Here is a 16,718-nt window from a genome sequence, read left to right on the forward strand (position 1 = left end):
GGCAGACCCTAGGACACTGGGAGCAGCAGCAAGTAGGCCTTGATCACGATCGCGTTGGCAAGGTCGATGAAAAAAGCGCCAACCATCGGCACGACCAGGAAGGCCAGGTGCGACGGCCCGAAGCGATCGGTGATCGCCTGCATATTGGCAATGGCGGTAGGCGTCGCCCCCAGGCCAAAGCCGCAATGCCCGGCGGCCAGCACCACGGCGTCGTAGTTGCGCCCCATCACGCGGAAGGTGACGAACATCGCGTAGGCAGCCATGGCGGCCGCCTGCGCAGCGAGAATCGCCAGCAGCGGCAGCGCCAGCGCGGACAACTCCCACAGCCGCAGGCTCATCAGCGCCATCGCCAGGAACATCGACAGGCTGACGTTGCCCAGCACGGAGACCGCACGGTCGAACACGCTGTACCAGCCCAGCGCCGCCAGGCCATTGCGCAGGATCACGCCGATGAACAGCACCCAGACGAAGGTAGGCAGGGAGAACCAGCTCTGCGCAAGGACGCTTGCCAGCGCCTGCCCGGCGGTCAGGCAGACCAGTATCAGGGCAAGCGTCTCGATCAGCGCCGACGCGGTGATCAGCCGCACCGCGGCCGGCTCTTCGAAATTGAGCGGATCGGGCTCGGGCGCGGCGCTGCCCGGTGTCTGGATCTTGCGCAGCAGTACGCGCGCGACAGGCCCGCCCAGCAAGCCGCCCAGGACCAGCCCGAACGTGGCGCAGGCAATGGCCAGCTCCGTGGCGGCAGTCAGGCCGTACTGGCTGGCGAACGTGTGGCCCCAGGCCACGCCGGTGCCATGGCCGCCCGACAAGGTGATCGACCCCGCCAGCAGCCCGACGACCGGCTTCAGCCCCAGGACGGACGCCATGCCGATACCGATGGCATTCTGCAGCACGAGCAGGCCGACGACCACAAACAGGAAGATGGCAATGCTCTTGCCGCCCCGGCGAAGACTGGCGAGATCGGCGCTGAGCCCGAGCGTGGCAAAGAACGCCAGCATCAGCGGCGTCTGCATGGTGAGATCGAAGCCGACTTCGGCCCCGGCGAACGCGCGTGCGGCATAGAGCGCGAGCGCCACCACCAGGCCGCCCACCACCGGCTCGGGGATGCTGTAGGTTTTCAGGACGGGTGTGACGGCGATCAGCTTGCGGCCGGCAAGCAGGACCAGCGACGCGGCCACCAGGGTTTCATACGTGTTGAGTTGCAGCAAAGCTTGGTCTCCCGCGGAATGCGCTAGTCTGCACCACGGGAGCGCCGGCTGGATATTAAAAGTTTTCCATCAGCCACTTTACAAAGTCACGCGCCGGCGACAACCGGGCATCAGGGTGGGTCCCCAGCCGCGTCGCCGATGCGAAGCATGTTCCATGTCAGCCCAAGCTGGACATCGGTCTTGAGGGACAGCAACTGGCGGGAAAGCCGTGCCAGATGCGCCTGTTCCGCCAGGTTCTTGCCGATCACGCCTTTCTCCCCGGACGCGTTGGCCAGCACGGTCTCCAGGTCGCCATAGCGCTGCAGGAGCTTCACGGCGGTCTTCGCCCCGATCTTTTCGACGCCGGGAATGCCGTCCGTGCTATCTCCCAGCATGGCGAGGTAATCCGCCAGTTGGTGGCTGCCGACGCCGAACTTGTCCATGACGTAGCTTTCGTCGAACCAGGACGGCTCGCCGTTCTTCGCTGTCGCGAAATGGTTGCGTACGATCGCGCCGTCTGCAATCAGCTGGAGCACGTCCTTGTCCGTGCTCACCGGAATCGCCTGCCCCTCCTTGCTCGCGGTCCAGCGGTAGAAGACGGTGGCGATGATGTCGTCCGCCTCGTAACCGTCGGCCGAGGCAGTCTGGAGCCCGAGCACCTCCGTCAGCGTCAGGCGGAAATCGGGAATGACGTCGGCCAGCTCCGGGTCCATGGGCTTGCGGTGCTGGCGATATTGCGGATACAGCGCGTGCCGCCACGTCTTGCCGCCGGCATCGAATGCCGCCAGCGCGTGCGTGGGCCGGCATTCGGCCAAGGCGCGGCGGAACGAGGCCAGGGCCGAGAGCACAGCCCCTTCGACCTTGGCCGGAATGTCTTCCGATGGGTTGGCTTCGTAAACCCGGCGCAGGATGTTCAGGCCATCAATCAGAAGTAGTGTCTGCTTCATTATTCTTGCGATGCTTGCCGTCAGACCCTCTATTCTGACGCGCGATGGCGATGGCGCAACTTTTTGGACTGATCTATCCGCGAGAATGCGGGGTTGCGCAGGCCGGCCACCTCGTCTAGTCTGAGCAGACTCAACCTACGCCCGGAAATGAACAACAACCACGACACTCGCCAGGCAGTAATCGACGCCCTGAAGAAAACGGGCACCCCGATGGATGCATATCAGGTCGCAAAGGCCACGGGCGTCAGCCCGATCCAGGCCGTGCGGACACTGACCAAGCTCACCACCAAGGGGCTTGTGCGGACCGATGGCCCGCTGGGTGACGAGAACGACCTGTCCGCGCAGTTCAGTCTCGTGCCGGAGCCGAAGGAAGGCAGCGTGGGCTGAAAGCAGGCGTTTCGGGCTCTGGCGGTACTGGCTGCCACGTGGCCGGCTTCGGCGATCGTGGCATGAAGCTGGCGGCTGCCCCTGCCACTCAAATTCGATAACAGTGCCGCATAAATCACATACAAGCTCGCGCAATCTCGCGCCGGCTGCCCCGTTCGCGCGCCGTCAATGCGCACCTGGCCCGCTCCGCATTAACGTGATCGATAGGCGATGCTGGCAAATAATTCCAATCAGGACTATCCATTGCCCGCCAACCCGCGTATATTTCGGCCCGCGGGGTGGAGCAGTTGGCAGCTCGTCGGGCTCATAACCCGAAGGTCGCAGGTTCAAGTCCTGCCCCCGCAACCAGATTCCAAAGCCCGTACGGTTCTCGCCGCACGGGCTTTTTGCATTTGCACGGCGCAGGTGGCGCCGGGGCCTGCCGAGGGTAAGGCAAATGGGTCCGGGAGACTGTCGGGCCGCGCCCTACACTTTCCGGCGCCAATTCAGGCTTGATGCGATGGCGAAACAGTGAAATTGGCGCGGGTCATCAAGGACGGGAGCCTTGCAGTACCTTGGACCTGTCCACCAGGTTCATCCGGCCGCGCTGGTCGTCGTCTCCGAACTCGCCCTAGTGGCTGCCCTGCGGGCTGTGCTTCCAGCGTTGCGTCATGCCGGATCTCCCGTTGAATGCTTGCGTGGGACGATCGGCAGCCCGGCCACATCCATTTCGATGCACAGGATGCCTCCCGCCGTGGAGTCCGTCACGAACAGCGTCTTGCCGGCCGTGCCGCCAAAGGCGAGATTGGTCAGGGAATGCCCGGCGGGGCCACGCAGCACCTGCACCGGCTCGGCGCGGTGGTTCAGCACCCAGACGTAGCCCAGCCCCGGGTTCGCCACCAGCAACCGGCCGGAGGCATCCATGGCCAGCCCGTCCGGGCCGCTCGGGCCATATGACGTAAAGAACTGGCCGGTCTTGGATACGCTGCCATCGGCAAGGATCGGCATGCGCCAGACGCAGTTGCCCCGGGTCACCGCCACGAACAGGAACTTCTCATCCGGGGACAGCACGATGCCGTTGGGGCTGGGCACATTGGACAGCAGCAGCTCCAGCCTGCCCGCGGCGCTCAGGCGATAGACGCGGCCGGTAGGATCGTGCAGCCCGGTCTGCCCCTGGTCCGTGAAATAGATGTTCCCTTGCGAATCGATGGTGAGGTCGTTGACCCCTTTGAAGCTCTCGGTATTGCGGCGGCCAAGGTAAGGCGCCACGGTTCCGCTGCGCGTGTCGAGCAGCATCAGGCCATTGCGGTAGTCCGTCACCAGCAGTTCGGCCGCGCTTAGAAACTTCATGCCGTTGGGCTCGCCGTCCCACTCGGCCACCAGCTCCCACCCGCCCTTTGGATCGATGCGAAAGACGCGGCCGTAGGGGATATCGGTGACATAGAGATTGCCGGCGCTGTCGAACACCGGGCCTTCCAGGAAGGCATCGATCTCTCGCCCGCCCTGGTTGGCATCGGCCCAGATCGTGCGCCTGGGCTGGCGGTATTTCGCCGGCATACGGGTAAAAAGGTCCAGCTCACGGACTTCCGGGGCATTCAGCAGGAACATGGATTATTGCCTTTCAAATGCGGTATTGGCCGCCACCTTGCCCCAGAACGCCGCGCGCTCGGCAAGCTGCCTGGAAAATGTCGACGCATCCCAGTAGCCCGGATTCGCGCCAATGCCTTCGGCAAAGGTCTTCATGTCCTGGGAGGCCATGGCCGCAGCCACTTCTTTCTGAAGGCGCTCCAGCACCTTCGGCGGCGTGCCCCTGGGCGCCCACAGGCCGGTAAAGTTGACTACACCATAGCCCTTGAGCCCTGCCTCGGCAAACGTCGGCACATTGGGCAGCGCAGCAAGGCGTTTGTCGCCGCTCACTGCCAGCAGGCGCAGGCTGCCGCCCTTGACTTGCCCGATGACGCCGGGCGTGGATGCGATCTGGTAGTCCACCGTGCCGCCGAGCAGCGCCAGCGTGGCCTCGCCCGCGCCCTTGAACGGCACGTGCATGAAGTGCGCGCTGGTGGCCACGCCCAGGGCTTCGCTAGCGAAATGCGGCGTGGTGCCGGCGCCGCCTGAGCCGTAGCTCACTTTGGCGTCGCCCGCGCGGGCCGCAGCGATCAGGTCGTTCATGGTCTTGAACCTGCTGTCGGCCTTGACCGCCACGGCCATCGGCGCGAACACGAAAGCGGCTACCGGCTGCAGGTCATTCGCGTAATTGAACGGCAGTTTCTTGAAAATGTGCGGCAGCAGGGAATACGTGGTGTCGTTGGCGAGCAGCGTGTAGCCGTCGGCCGGGGCGCGCGCCACTTGCACAGTGCCGATGGTGCCGGTGGCGCCTGCCTTGTTTTCGACGACGAAGCTCTGGCCGGTTTGTTCGGTGAGGCGTTGGGCCATTTTTCGGGTGACTGCGTCGACAGCACCGCCTGGGGGGTATGGGACCACGATCCTGACGGGCTTGTCGGGCCAGGTTTGTGCGTGGGCTGATAGGGCGATGAAGGCGATCGCGCCCAGCGCGCAACGGCGCAGTGCCGATACGCGGTTCGGTTTGGTTTTCATTGTGTCTCCTGCCTTGTATTTTTCCTGGCCCGGGCGGGGGCCGGCTTCGGCCTTCAGGCCTTGGCCAGAACCGGGGCTTGCGCGCGAGACAGCACGCCTAGCGTGTTCTGCGCGGCCGCCACGCCCATGTTCACATAGGCGGTGCTGGTCACGCCGCCGATGTGGGGGCTGAGCAGAAAACCAGGCTGGCCGTGGAARATATGCGGCRCSGTCATCGGCTCGACSGCGAAGCTGTCSAGCCCGGCMMYGGCYACYTGYCCSGACTGSACCGCSGCCAGCAGKGCSGGTTCGTCGATCAGCCCGCCGCGCGCGGTGTTGACCAGCATCACGCCGGGCTTGCAGCGTGCCAGCGTTTGCGCGTTGATCATCGCCTTGTTGTCGGCGGTCAGCGGGCAGTGCAGCGAGATAGCGTCCGACTCCTTCCAGATCGTTTCCAGGTCCACGGGCTCGATATAGTCCGGCAGGTCACGGGCATATGGATCGAAGCCGATCACGCGCATGCCCATGGCATCGCACATCCTGGCGAAGCGCCGGCCGATGGCACCCAGGCCGATCAGGCCAATGGTGCGGCCCGCCAGCTCGAAGCTCTTGTGCGTGGCCTTGTCCCAGTGGCCGGCATGCATGCGTTCGTTGAGCGTCACGACGGATTTGGCGCAGCCCAGCAGCAACGCCAGGGCCTGCTCCGCAACGGCTGCGGCATTGGCGCCAACCGCTGCCGTTACCTCGATGCCGCGCGCTGCGGCGGCGGGCTTGTCGATGGTGTCGGTGCCGCTGCCGTGCTTGGAGATGACCTTCAGCGCGGGGGCGGCATCCATGATTTCCGGCGTCACGGCGCCGTAGCGCACGATGATGCCGACCGGGTTGTGGCGCTGCGCCAGCGCCACCAGATCGGCGGGCTGGGGGGTCTTGCCGGCATAGACGATTTCGTAATCGCCGAGCAATGCCTCGGCTTGTGGCGCCAGGTCAGCCGCGGTGACGAGGATAGCGGGCTTGGTGCTCACAGCGTCTCTCCCTCTTTCAGCACGCCAGCGGTGATCAACGAGGCAACCAGCCACGGCGCGTTGGTCTTGCCTTCCTTGATCTGGGCGATGCGGCGCGCTTCGGCGGCTTCCTTGTGCTCGGCGAGCGGCAGCAGCGAGGCGATCTTTTCACGCTCCACCACGACCAGGCCATCGGCATCGCCGCAGATGAAGTCCCCGGGGTGGACCGTGACGCCGCCGACCGAGACCGGGTGGCCGATGCGCCCGCCCACTTCCTTGGTCGGGCCGTTGGGGTTGGTGCCCACCGAGAACACCGGGTAATCCATGTCGTCGATATCCAGGCTGTCGCGCACCGCGCCGTCGATCACCACGCCGGCAATGCCGCGCTGGCGGCATGCATTCATCATGATGGTACCCATCAGCGCGCTGCTCTGGTCGCCCTTGCCGTCGATCACCAGCACATCACCCGGCTGCGCCAGCGCCAGCGCGGCGTGGATCATCAGGTTGTCGCCGGGGCGCACTTCCACCGTGAAGGCGGTGCCGGCCAGCTTCATATGCGGGCGCAACGCCCGGATGCGGCCGTGCAGCGCGCCGCGGCGGCCGGCCACGTCGGCCAGGATCGCGGGCTGGAATTTCGCGGCCCGGGCGACGATGTCGGCGGGTACGCGGTCGAAGGATTTGATGATGTTGGGCAGGCTCATGGCATGGCTCCTTGGATTCGGTGATTCGGGGATTCGGGGATGGCGACGGGGTAGCTGTGAATGCCGGAGATCAGTCAACCTGCGCGCCGGATGCCTTGACGGCGGCTGACCAGCGAACGGTGTCCTTCTTCAGCAGCGCGCCGAACTCCTCCGGGGTGCCGCCCAGAACATCAGCGCCCTGGTCGCTCAGCTTCTTCCTCAGGTCGGGCACCTGCAGCGCCTTGTTGAACTCGGCATTCAGGCGCGCCACGATGCCCCTGGGCGTGGCGGCGGGCGCCACGAAACCGAACCACGTCACGGCCTCGAACCCGCTGTAGCCGGACTCGGCAATGGTGGGCACGTTGGGCAGGTCGTCCATGCGCTTGCCCGAGGTGACGGCCAGCGCGCGCATCTTGCCGTTGCGGATATGGCCGATCAGCGTCGGCACCGACGACAGGTACAGCTGCACCTGCCCGCCAATCAGGTCATTGACGGCCTGGGCCGCGCCCTTGTACGGCACGTGTGTGAGCTTGATGCCGGCCGTCTTCTGGAACAGCTCGCTGGTCAGGTGCGCCACGGTGCCGTTACCCGGCGAGGCCATGTTGATAGTGCCCGGATGCGCCTTGCTGGCAGCAATCACTTCGGCCAGCGTCTTGTAGGGCGAATCCACGTTGGTCACCAGCACCAGCGGTGCGCTGGCGACCAGGCCCACCGGCGTAAGGTCCTTCGCCACGTCGTACGGCAGCTTGCGGTAGAGCGCGGGGTTGATGGCAAGGTTGCTGGTCTGGCCCAGCACGATGGTATAGCCGTCGCCACTGGCCTTGGCCGCGGCGTCCACGCCGAGGTTGCCGCCCGAGCCCGGCTTGTTGTCCACCACGAAGCGCCAGCCCATGGCCATCGCCACCTTGTTGGTGACCTCGCGGGCAATGATGTCCGTGCCGCCGCCGGCTGGAAACGGCACGATCACGCGGATGGGCTTGGCAGGATAGGTTTGGGTCTGTGCCAGGGCCGGGATGGCCAGGGCACAAAAGAGAGCGGTGGTCAGGCCGCGGCGCAGCAGGTGCATTGCTTGTCTCCATCTCGTTATTTGTTGGAACGGATTCTGGATGGTCGTTGCACGCAGTACAATACCGTTTCACTGTACGCACCCCATTCCACACCATGGTCCCCTCCAATTCCCCCATTGCCATTGAGGCGGCCGACGACGCAGGCGGCGGCGTGATCGCAGTACGGCGGGCGCTGCGCGTCCTGGAAGCTTTCGGCGTAAGTGATGCACAGCTCACACTAGCGGAACTCAGCCGGCGCACGGGCTTCCACAAGACCACGGTGCTGCGCCTGGCGCGCACGCTGGCATCCGACAACTACCTGGTGCAGAAGGAAGACGGCAGTTGGCGGCTCGGGCGTGCTGCAGGCTGGCTGGGCGCGTGCTACCAGGCCACCTTCAATGTGTATGAAGTGGTGGAACCGGTGCTGCGGGAGCTGACGATCAAGACTGGGGAAAGCGCGTCGTTCTACGTGCGCGAGGGCCAGCAGCGCATGTGCCTGGTGCGCGTGGAGGGCCCGCAGGCCATCCGGCACCATGTACGCATCGGCTCGGCGCTGCCGCTGGACAGCGGCGCGCCCGGGCGGGTCATCCTGGCGTTCTCAGGGCAGCCGGGCGAGCCCTATGAATCGATCCGGCGGCGGGGATATCACCTGTCGATGGGCGAGCGCGAGCCGGAAGTCTCCAGCGTTTCAGCGCCTGTGTTCGGGCTGCATTGGCGGCTGCTCGGGTCCGCGTGCATCTCGGGGCCGACTTCGCGGCTCAGTGAAGAGCGCTTGATTGCCCTGGCACAGACGGTGGTGGACGCGGCCAACCAGCTTTCGTATGCGATGGCGGGAAGCCACCGGCCTGCGCCCGAGGCAGCGTCGGGCAGTCCGGCAACATGGCATCCTTGACGTGCCAATGCGTCACGCTGGCACAAACGTTGTCTGGCTGGCARTATTCGGATGGCGTTCCTGATGGTCCGGCGACGGGTTTTTGCCCAATGCCGGATCTCACCCGACAACGCACTATCCGCAGCAGCAAAGGAGTGAAGCGCATGCCCCCGCTCGAGACACTATTGCCATTCTTCGGCATTGCCGTGGTACTTGGCCTGACACCCGGCCCGGACAATATCTTTGTGTTGCTGCAATCCGCCATGCGGGGGCCTCGCGCCGGCATGGTCGTGGTGCTCGGCCTTTGCACGGGCCTGCTGGTGCATACGGCCGCGGTGGCCTTCGGCCTGGCCGCGCTGTTTGCCACATCCCAGGTTGCATTTGCGGCGCTCAAGATCGCCGGCGCGCTGTACCTGGCCTACCTTGCGTGGCAGGCGTTCCGCGCACCGATGGGCAAGATGGCCGAAGGCGGCGGCGGCAACGTTGGCACCGGGCACATGTACCGGCGCGGCGTGGTGATGAACCTGACCAACCCCAAGGTCGTGATCTTCTTTCTCGCGTTCCTGCCCCAGTTCGTCGCTGCCGACCGTGGGCATATCGCGCTGCAGATCATGGTGCTGGGCGTGGTCTTTATCATCGCCACCCTGCTTGTTTTTTCTGTGATCGCCTACTTCTCGGCCATGTTCGGCACCCTGCTGCTGCGCTCGGCTCGCGCGCAAYGTGCGYTGAACCGGTTTGCGGGGGTGGTGTTCCTGGGACTCGCCGCGCGCCTGGCGACGTCGCGGCTGTAAGCCTGCGGATGCAGCCGCCACCCTCCATCCCTGCCTCGGGGCCTTAATCCCGCCCACCCCCAAACAGCCGCTTCACCCTCTCCCAGAGCACTCCCAGCATCATCGACACCGGATTCATCTGCGTGACCTTGCTGCGTTCACTATCCGACAGCGACGGGTCCATCTTGCGAGTCACGTTCTTGCCGAAATCGGCCATCATGCGACGGACAAAATCGCGCACCAGCCCCGAGCGGGAGAACTGCGCCAGCGGGCCTTGCAGCGAATACTGCAAGTCGATCAGCACTTCGGTCTCGCCCGCCGATACCGCCTGAAGCACGTAGGTGATATCGCCCGCGGCCTTGGAGTTGCTCAGCGAGTCCTGGCCCGCGCCCTTTAACACGCCGCGCCGGTTCTGGTCGTCCCGTTCCAGCCGCGCCGCGCCGTTGAAGCGCGCCGCCATCGGCCCGAACTTGATCGCGACGTGGCCCTTGACGCGGTCGCCGTCCTGCTCGGTCAGCGCGGCACCCGGCAGGCAACTGGCCACCGCGGGCAGGTCGGCCATGAAGCGCCAGACGTCATCGACCGGGAACGGCACCTTGAAGCCGCCATCGATGCGCGACCAGCCTTTCTTGTCGGCGCTGCGCTCGGTCTCCTCCGTGGCCGCGGCAACGGCTTGCGCCTCGCCGGCGCTATCGGCGGCGGGCGTGAAGCAGACGAACGCACGCGGCGCCGGCGTGCTGGCCTGCGCGATGCCGCCGCCTTGCGGCCGCCGTTGCTCCAGCACCGAGCGGATCGCGGCCACGATGCCCATATAGCCGGTGCAGCGGCAGAGGTTGCCGGAAAGCTCGTGGCGGATGGTGGCTTCGTCGGCATCCGGCAGCCGCAGCACGGGAGCGTACGGGCTTGTCGTCGACCAGCACGGTGCAGGCGCCGCAAACCCCGTGTTCGCAACCCAGGTGGGTGCCGGTCAGGCCCTGCCCGTCGCGCAGGAAGTCTCCCAGGTGCGTGCGGTGCGCGCAGGCACCGGCAGCGGCGCGGCCATTGATCGTCAGTGCGATGGTTTCCACTGCGGCCCTCAGTTAAAAAGTTGTTCGATGCAGCGCGTCGCAGCGGTGCAATAAAGCTTGCGGTCGATCGCATCCTTGCCGGGCGTGGCTTGCGTCACGGCTGCCAGGACGGCCTGCGGGGTGAGCGCGGCGGGGCCGCGCGCCGCAATGCCGTTGGCCAGGCCGTGCAGCACCGCCGGCGCGCCGTCGAGCGCGCCCAGCACGATGCGGGCGAAGCGCGCGGACGGATCGAAGTAGGCGGCGCAGCTTGCCTCGGCGAATTCTCCGGTCTTGCGGCAGAGCTTGTGGTAGCCCCAGCGCACGTCGTCGTTGTGACGCGGCACATGGACGGCCGCGATCACTTCGCCCTCCGTCAGCGCAGTGGTGTACGCGCCCAGCATGAATTGCGTCATGGGTACCCGGCGCGTGCCGGCCTTCGACGCAAGTTCAAGCTCGGCGCCCATGGCGGTCAGCGCCACCACCCAGTCCGCCGCGGGATCGGCATGCGCCAGGCTGCCGCCGATGGTGCCGCGGTTGCGGATGGCGCGGTAGGCGATGCCGTGTGCCACGGACTGCAGCATGGTGCCGCGCAACGCCGGGAATTCGCCATCCTCGATCTGCGCGTGGGTGACGGCGGCGCCGATGCGCACGCGGTCCTGCTCCACGCTGACCGTGCGCAGCTCGGCCAGCTTCGACAAATCGTAGACGGTATCGGGCCGCGTCAGGCGCAGGTTGAGCATGGGGCCCAGCGACTGGCCGCCGCCCATGACCTTGGCGTTGTCGGTGCGGTCCGCCAGCGCGGCGCAGGTCGCGGCCAGCGTGGGCGCCGCGCGATAGATGAATGCAGCTGCTTTCATGATGGTTCAGGCCGCCTCTCTGGTTTGCGTGGTCTGCGGCTCGTCTCGCGCTTGTTCGGCGCGGGCCAGTGCTTCGAGCACCTTGCGCGGCGTGAGGGGAGTCTCCAGCAACTCCACGCCGAACTGCCCCAGCGCATCGTTGACGGCGTTGAAGATGGCGGCCGGGGGCGCGATGGCACCACCCTCGCCCATGCCCTTGGCGCCGAACTCGGTGTGCGGGGACGGCGTCTCGAAATGGTGGATGCGGATCGCGGGAATCTCGGTGGGCCCGGGCAGCATGTAGTCGGCCAGCGTGGAGGCCAGCGGCTGGCCGTTGCCGTCGTAGCGCATTTCTTCGAACATGGCGGTGCCGATGCCCTGCGCAACGCCGCCGTAGGTCTGCCCCTCCACCACCATGGGATTGACCATGGTGCCGCAGTCTTCCACCACCACGTAATCGAGGATCTCTACGTGGCCGGAATCGGTGTCCACTTCCACCAGCGCCGCGTGGGTGGAGTACGTGAAGCTGCCGGTATCCACATTGGGCTTGTAGCCCATCGTGGTTTCCAGCCCGGCGGGATCCACATCGGCGGGCAGCTTCTGTGGATTGATATACCAGGCGTTGGCGATGTCGGCGATGGGCACGGCGGCGTCGCCCGCCTTCACCGCGCCGCCATCCAGCGCGGCCTCGCCCTCCGGGCGCAGCAGCATATGCGCGCCGATCTTCAGCAGGCGCGGCACCAGCGCCTTGCAGGCGCGCGACACCGCGCCGCCGGACATCACCAGCGAGCGCGAGGCGTAGGTGCCGGTGGAGAACGGCGTCACGCCGGTGTCGCCATGCACCACCTTGACCCGCGCCACGTCGATGCCGAGGATCTCGTGCGCGATTTGCGCAAAGGTGGTTTCCATGCCCTGGCCATGCGAGTGCACACCCACGCGCACCTCAAGCCCGCCGTCCGGCGTGATGCGCACGGTGGCGGAATCGAAGCCGGGAATCACCGGCGTGCCCCAGGCGGCGAACACCGAAGTGCCATGCGCCGATTGCTCCGTGTAAGTGCCGAAGCCCACGCCAAGGTAGCGCGATCCCGCCGAGGCATCGCTGTGCCGTTCACGCTGGCGCGCGCGGATGCGCGCCAGCCCGATCATCTCCGCTGCCTTGCGCACGCTGGCGGGATAATCGCCGCCGTCGAAATGCTTGTTGGTGACGTTGACGTAGGGCATGGCCTCCGGCTGCACCAGGTTCTCGCAGCGGATCTCCCACGGCTCGCGCCTGACAGCGCGCGCCAGCGCGTCGATCAGCAGTTCCATCGCGAAGCACACGCCGGTGCGCGCCACGCCACGGTACGGCACGAAGCCGGGCTTGTTGGTGGCGACGCATTCCGTGATGCAGCGGTAGCCGTCGAAGGCATACGGCCCGGGCAGGTTGCCGATAGCCTGGCCCGGCTCGAGGCCGATGGTGAAGGGCCACACGGAATAGGCACCGCCATCGATGGCGATCTTTGCGTCGAGCGCCAGCAGCCGGCCGCGCGCGTCGGCATAGGCCGTGACCTCGTAATGGTGCTCGCGCGAGTTGGCACCCGCGGTCAGGTGCTCGCGGCGGTCCTCGATAAAGCGGAACGGCTTGCGATACGTCATGGCCAGCCACGCGATGCACAGCTCCTCCTGCTGCAGCACGCACTTGTAGCCAAAGGCACCGCCCACGTCGGGCGAGATCACGCGGACCTTCTCCTGCTCCAGGCCCAGGCAGTGGCTCAGCACCGTGCGGATCATGTGCGGCACCTGGGTGGCGCTGTAGACGATCAGCTGGTCGAACTGGTGATCCCAGTAGGCCAGCACGGCCTTGCCCTCCATCGGCACCATGCACTGGCGAGCCAGGTCGATCTTGCGGGTGACCACCACCGCGGCGGTCTTGCTGAGCGTGTCGAAATTCTTGTCGGCGGTAAGCGTGAGGAAGTGGTTATCCTTCCAGTGCTCATGGACACGCGTGGTGCCGCTGGCCTGCCTGGCGCCGTCCACGTCGGTGAGCGCGGGCAGTTCGTCCAGGTCCGCGACGACGCGCTCGGCAATGTCCTCGGCTTCCGCGCGGGTCGGTGCGAAGGCCATGGCAATCGGCTCGCCGACAAAGCGGACCTTGCCGCTGGCCAGCGGCGGCTGCGCCGAGGGCTGGTAAGAGGGAAAGGCCGAGTCCGCCACGATGTCGAGCGCGCCGGGCATGTCGCCGCGCCCGATCACCGCGTGCTCCAGCCCTTCAGGTTTGTGCAGCGCCAGCAGCCGCGCATGCGCCATGGGGCTGCGCAGGAAGGCAACTTCCTGCAGGCCCGGCATGGCGATGTCGGCCACGAAGCGGCCCTTGCCATGCAGGTGGCGCGCGTCTTCCTTGCGCGCCACGCGGGCGCCTACACCCTGCCCGCCTTCCTTCTCTATGTGGTCTTTGTCCATACATTTCTCCAGCCCGGGTTAGCCGCCATCCGAGACTGCTTTGGGGGTTCGTGRATCGCGCGCACTTGCGCACCGCACATACTCAGTGCACTGATCTTATCGCCAGATTGGCGAAACGGACGGCAACGGTCAATTGGGGCTTTAGCCAATACAGTGCGTGGTGCGGCACGCAAGCGCGCTCAGAGGCGCCTCAATGCCGCGAGTGCCTGCTCGCGGGGCATCACGGCGGCGTATTTCTGCTCCATGTCGAACAGGTTGGCCTCGTGCGGCTGGATTGCGCGGTCGCCCACGCAGTCCGACACCACCAGCGGGCGGAAGCCGTGCGACATGGCATCGACCACGCTGGCGCGCACGCAGCCGCTGGTGACCGCGCCGGCCACCACCAGCGTGCGCACGCCGCGCTGCGTCAGCCAGGCCGCCAGCGACGTACCGAAAAAGGCGGACGGCACGGTCTTGCGCACCACCAGCTCGCCCTCGCGCGGCGCGAGCTGCGGCACGATCGCGCTGGCCGGCCCCTGCTCCTTCAGCGTCAGCATGCCGGGCACCTTCAGCGTGAAAATGTTGTGGTCGCCGTCGTCGTCGGCAAACACGATGCGGCTGTGCGCCACGGCCCAGCCTTGCTCGCGGGCTGCTGCCAGCAGCGGCACGGTGTTGGCAATGGCCTGTGCGATATTGCCGCCGCCGAACATCGCCGGATCGGCGAAACCGTTGACGAAGTCGACGATCAGCAGGCCCACGGGGGCTTGCAGCGGCAGCGGCGTGCCGAAGCCCTGGCGCTCGTAGGTGGGGAGTTCGCTATGTCTCGTCATTTGCTGTTCCAGCCGTCCAGTACCTTGCCTTGCCTGACCACGTCCTCGCCATCCAGGCGCACCGTGCAGTTACGCAGCGGGATATCGATATGGCAGGCGGTGGTGCGGCTGCCACCCGCTTCGTTGTTGGGGCCGAGCGAGAACAGGAAATTGCCCTCGTAGGCGCGCGCGTCCATGCCGATGGAGGCTTCGCGGTCGTACAGGCCCAGCGTCGACCAGCGCGCGCGCGGCTGCAAGCCCCAGCCGATATGCGAGATGGCATAGGCTTCCGGGTCGTTGAAGGAGGCCATGTAGTCGTTCAGCAGCTCGGCATCCAGCCCGCCTTCGATGCGCGTGGCATAGCCGCCTTCCACCGTCAGCTCGACGCGGTCCGCCACGTAGCCCTTCTGCGGCAGCAGGATATCGCCGCGGTCCAGCACGATGCGCCCGCTGGCGCCGCCTTCGTCCGGCCACGTCAGGACGAAGCCGCTGGGCCAGTGATCCCAGCGTCCCGGCTCGTCGACGAAACCGTACTCGCTGATGGCGGGAAACTCGCCGAGCGGGCAACGCAGGTCGGTGCCCGCATCGGATGTCACATGCATTTCCTTGGCGCGCGACAGCCGCGCGTTGGCGCTTGTCACGCGCTCGCGGTCGGCCTCGGTCGGCACCATGCGCACCAGTACTTCCGGCGGTTCCACCGCCAGCAGGATCCTGGTGCCGGTTTTCAGGATGTCGTGCTGTTCGGGCGAGAACAGCAAGGTCATCAGGTCCAGCACCAGGTCGCTCTCCTTGAGCGCGGCGATGGCGGCGCGGTTGCCGGTGAGCGCCGTGGTGCCGAGGTAAGCCAGCGGGTCGCGGCTCAGCGCCTTGTCGCCATTGACGGGCGGCAGGTCCAGGCGGTTGACGATGGCTCCCATCGCCTGCGTGGCGACCAGCGCGCACGACAGGGTCTGCGGATGGGTGGCGGCGCTGGTGAGGATGGTGACGGTCTGCCCGGGCGCGAGGCGGGACAGCGTAAGGACCTGTTTCCAGGCCTGGATCAGGGCGTGATCGCTGACTGGCATGTTCTCTCCTGGTGATCGGCGGCTCAGGCCGCGGCCTGTTGTCGTGGACGTGGGACAACTTCAGCGCCGAGGAAGCCGCCCAGCGCGCGATAGAAGCCCGCCTCGTCATCCCAGGGGATCATGTGGCCTGCGTCCGGCACGTGGCTGACTTCGGTCTGCGGCAACAGACCACGGATCTCGTCGATATCCTCGGGACGCACCACATCCCCGCGGCCAGCCACCATCAGCAGGGCCGGTACCGCGACATGCGGCAGGTCGGCATGCACGTCGTCGGTATGGAAGCCCTGGAAGCTGGCCAGCACGGCGCGTTCGTCGCAGGTATGCAGCCATTCGGCGCGCAGGGCCAGTTGCTCGTCGGTCCAGGTGGGACAGAAGCGCCGCATGGTCTCGATATCCACGCCGTGCCGCGCCACCGCCATGGAATCCACATACCAGGCGAGTTGCGCGGGATAGGCGCGGCGGCCGGGGCCGGAGACCGGCGGATCGACCATGACCAGCCGCGCCAGCCCCGGCGGCTGGCTGCGCGCGGCACGGATGCCGATGCGCGCGCCCATCGAATGGCCGACCACGCTGTAGCGTTGCAGGCCCAGGGCCTGCGCGAAGGCCAGCACGTCGGCGGCCTGCGCATCCAGGCTGTAGTCCAGCGTATCCGACACGCAGGACAGGCCGCGCCCGCGCACGTCCAGCACATAGGTGTCGAACTGCTCGCCCAGGCGCTCGCCGACGAAGCCCCAGGTGATGGCGGGGCTGGTGATGCCCGGCACCAGGATCACCGGATCGCGCGTGGCACGCGCACCGGCGTTGCCGCCATAGCGCAGGTAGTGCTGCCGGATGCCGTTGGCGTGGACGTTGCCGCCGCAAACAAAGGTACTCATGTCATCGCTCCTTGGCCGGGGCACTCAGTAAGCGCCGGACAGCAAAGCGCCGGCGCCGGGCACGACCGGCTCCAGGTCGAGCTGCTTGAGGATGGCGTAGGTGGTGGCGATGGCCGCGGTGATCACGGGCTTGCCGGTCATCGCTTCCACCTTGGCCACGGCCGGCAACGAAGGCATCTGCACGCAGGCCGACAGTACGATGGCGTCGACGTCTTTGGTGTTCATCTG

Annotated in this window: 16 protein-coding genes, 1 tRNA gene and 2 pseudogenes; 4 read left to right on the forward strand and 15 right to left on the reverse strand. The window is 66.5% G+C overall.

Annotated features, from left to right (window positions below):
• Positions 1 to 8: 8 nt before the first annotated feature.
• Entirely contained in the window at positions 9 to 1,208 is a 1,200-nt protein-coding gene (gene gltS, locus AC1DKD_RS34075; protein WP_441634552.1) for a sodium/glutamate symporter, read from the reverse strand.
• 110 nt (positions 1,209 to 1,318) lie between these two features.
• On the reverse strand, positions 1,319 to 2,134 hold the full coding sequence (locus AC1DKD_RS34080) for a 5'-3' exonuclease (RefSeq protein WP_035872037.1): 816 nt from the start codon (positions 2,132 to 2,134) through the stop codon (positions 1,319 to 1,321).
• A gap of 147 nt (positions 2,135 to 2,281) precedes the next feature.
• Here AC1DKD_RS34080 and AC1DKD_RS34085 point away from each other — a divergent pair, with 147 nt between their 5' ends.
• Together AC1DKD_RS34085 and AC1DKD_RS34090 are read left to right on the forward strand one after the other, a co-directional pair.
• The gene (locus tag AC1DKD_RS34085) at positions 2,282 to 2,521 is read left to right on the forward strand and encodes a helix-turn-helix domain-containing protein (protein WP_035872040.1); all 240 of its coding nucleotides are present in this window, start codon (positions 2,282 to 2,284) and stop codon (positions 2,519 to 2,521) included.
• A 272-nt stretch (positions 2,522 to 2,793) separates the two neighbouring features.
• Positions 2,794 to 2,869 (forward strand) — tRNA-Met (locus tag AC1DKD_RS34090).
• Between the two features lie 193 nt (positions 2,870 to 3,062).
• On the opposite strand, the pseudogene AC1DKD_RS34095 reads toward AC1DKD_RS34090, so the two are convergent.
• From AC1DKD_RS34095 to AC1DKD_RS34120, 6 genes and pseudogenes are all read right to left on the reverse strand, one after another.
• Positions 3,063 to 3,173 (reverse strand): annotated as a pseudogene (locus tag AC1DKD_RS34095) (cyclase family protein); the annotation flags it as partial.
• Complete coding sequence (locus tag AC1DKD_RS34100; protein WP_441634555.1) at positions 3,170 to 4,108, reverse strand: SMP-30/gluconolactonase/LRE family protein; 939 nt, start codon at positions 4,106 to 4,108, stop codon at positions 3,170 to 3,172. The gene AC1DKD_RS34100 and the pseudogene AC1DKD_RS34095, both read right to left, overlap by 4 nt.
• A 3-nt stretch (positions 4,109 to 4,111) precedes the next feature.
• On the reverse strand, positions 4,112 to 5,095 hold the full coding sequence (locus tag AC1DKD_RS34105; RefSeq protein ID WP_441634557.1) for a Bug family tripartite tricarboxylate transporter substrate binding protein: 984 nt from the start codon (positions 5,093 to 5,095) through the stop codon (positions 4,112 to 4,114).
• Positions 5,096 to 5,148: 53 nt separating this feature from the next.
• Positions 5,149 to 6,096 (reverse strand): NAD(P)-dependent oxidoreductase, encoded by a 948-nt coding sequence (locus AC1DKD_RS34110; protein ID WP_477144254.1) that lies wholly within the window; start codon positions 6,094 to 6,096, stop codon positions 5,149 to 5,151.
• A complete protein-coding gene (locus tag AC1DKD_RS34115) occupies positions 6,093 to 6,776 on the reverse strand; it encodes an RraA family protein (RefSeq protein ID WP_441634561.1) in 684 nt (227 codons plus the stop codon). Before AC1DKD_RS34115 ends, AC1DKD_RS34110 begins: the two co-directional genes overlap by 4 nt.
• A gap of 70 nt (positions 6,777 to 6,846) precedes the next feature.
• A complete protein-coding gene (locus AC1DKD_RS34120; protein ID WP_441634563.1) occupies positions 6,847 to 7,821 on the reverse strand; it encodes a Bug family tripartite tricarboxylate transporter substrate binding protein in 975 nt (324 codons plus the stop codon).
• A gap of 95 nt (positions 7,822 to 7,916) precedes the next feature.
• Between AC1DKD_RS34120 and AC1DKD_RS34125 the strand changes: the two genes are divergently transcribed.
• Complete coding sequence (locus AC1DKD_RS34125) at positions 7,917 to 8,693, forward strand: IclR family transcriptional regulator (RefSeq protein ID WP_477104489.1); 777 nt, start codon at positions 7,917 to 7,919, stop codon at positions 8,691 to 8,693.
• Positions 8,694 to 8,836: 143 nt separating this feature from the next.
• Complete coding sequence (locus AC1DKD_RS34130; RefSeq protein ID WP_477144255.1) at positions 8,837 to 9,463, forward strand: LysE family translocator; 627 nt, start codon at positions 8,837 to 8,839, stop codon at positions 9,461 to 9,463.
• Positions 9,464 to 9,506: 43 nt separating this feature from the next.
• Here the strand turns inward: AC1DKD_RS34130 and AC1DKD_RS34135 are convergent.
• The 7 genes and pseudogenes from AC1DKD_RS34135 to AC1DKD_RS34165 form a co-directional block, all read right to left on the reverse strand.
• A pseudogene (locus AC1DKD_RS34135) lies at positions 9,507 to 10,509 on the reverse strand (xanthine dehydrogenase family Fe-S subunit).
• Between the two features lie 8 nt (positions 10,510 to 10,517).
• Positions 10,518 to 11,345: an FAD binding domain-containing protein gene (locus AC1DKD_RS34140; protein WP_441634571.1), complete on the reverse strand. Its 828-nt coding sequence runs from the start codon at positions 11,343 to 11,345 to the stop codon at positions 10,518 to 10,520.
• Between the two features lie 6 nt (positions 11,346 to 11,351).
• Positions 11,352 to 13,763: a xanthine dehydrogenase family protein molybdopterin-binding subunit gene (locus AC1DKD_RS34145; protein WP_441634573.1), complete on the reverse strand. Its 2,412-nt coding sequence runs from the start codon at positions 13,761 to 13,763 to the stop codon at positions 11,352 to 11,354.
• 179 nt (positions 13,764 to 13,942) lie between these two features.
• Entirely contained in the window at positions 13,943 to 14,572 is a 630-nt protein-coding gene (locus AC1DKD_RS34150; RefSeq protein ID WP_441634575.1) for an N-carbamoylsarcosine amidohydrolase, read from the reverse strand.
• Positions 14,569 to 15,615 (reverse strand): 2,5-dihydroxypyridine 5,6-dioxygenase NicX family protein, encoded by a 1,047-nt coding sequence (locus tag AC1DKD_RS34155; RefSeq protein ID WP_045242965.1) that lies wholly within the window; start codon positions 15,613 to 15,615, stop codon positions 14,569 to 14,571. The genes AC1DKD_RS34150 and AC1DKD_RS34155 overlap by 4 nt, the downstream gene beginning before the upstream one ends.
• Positions 15,616 to 15,638: 23 nt before the next feature.
• On the reverse strand, positions 15,639 to 16,490 hold the full coding sequence (locus AC1DKD_RS34160) for an alpha/beta fold hydrolase (RefSeq protein WP_441634577.1): 852 nt from the start codon (positions 16,488 to 16,490) through the stop codon (positions 15,639 to 15,641).
• Positions 16,491 to 16,514: 24 nt separating this feature from the next.
• Positions 16,515 to 16,718 (reverse strand): aspartate racemase/maleate isomerase family protein (locus AC1DKD_RS34165; RefSeq protein ID WP_477144256.1); only part of this gene is annotated, 204 nt, incomplete at its 5' end.

It is taken from the genome of Cupriavidus sp. 05T313 (genome assembly GCF_056396665.1).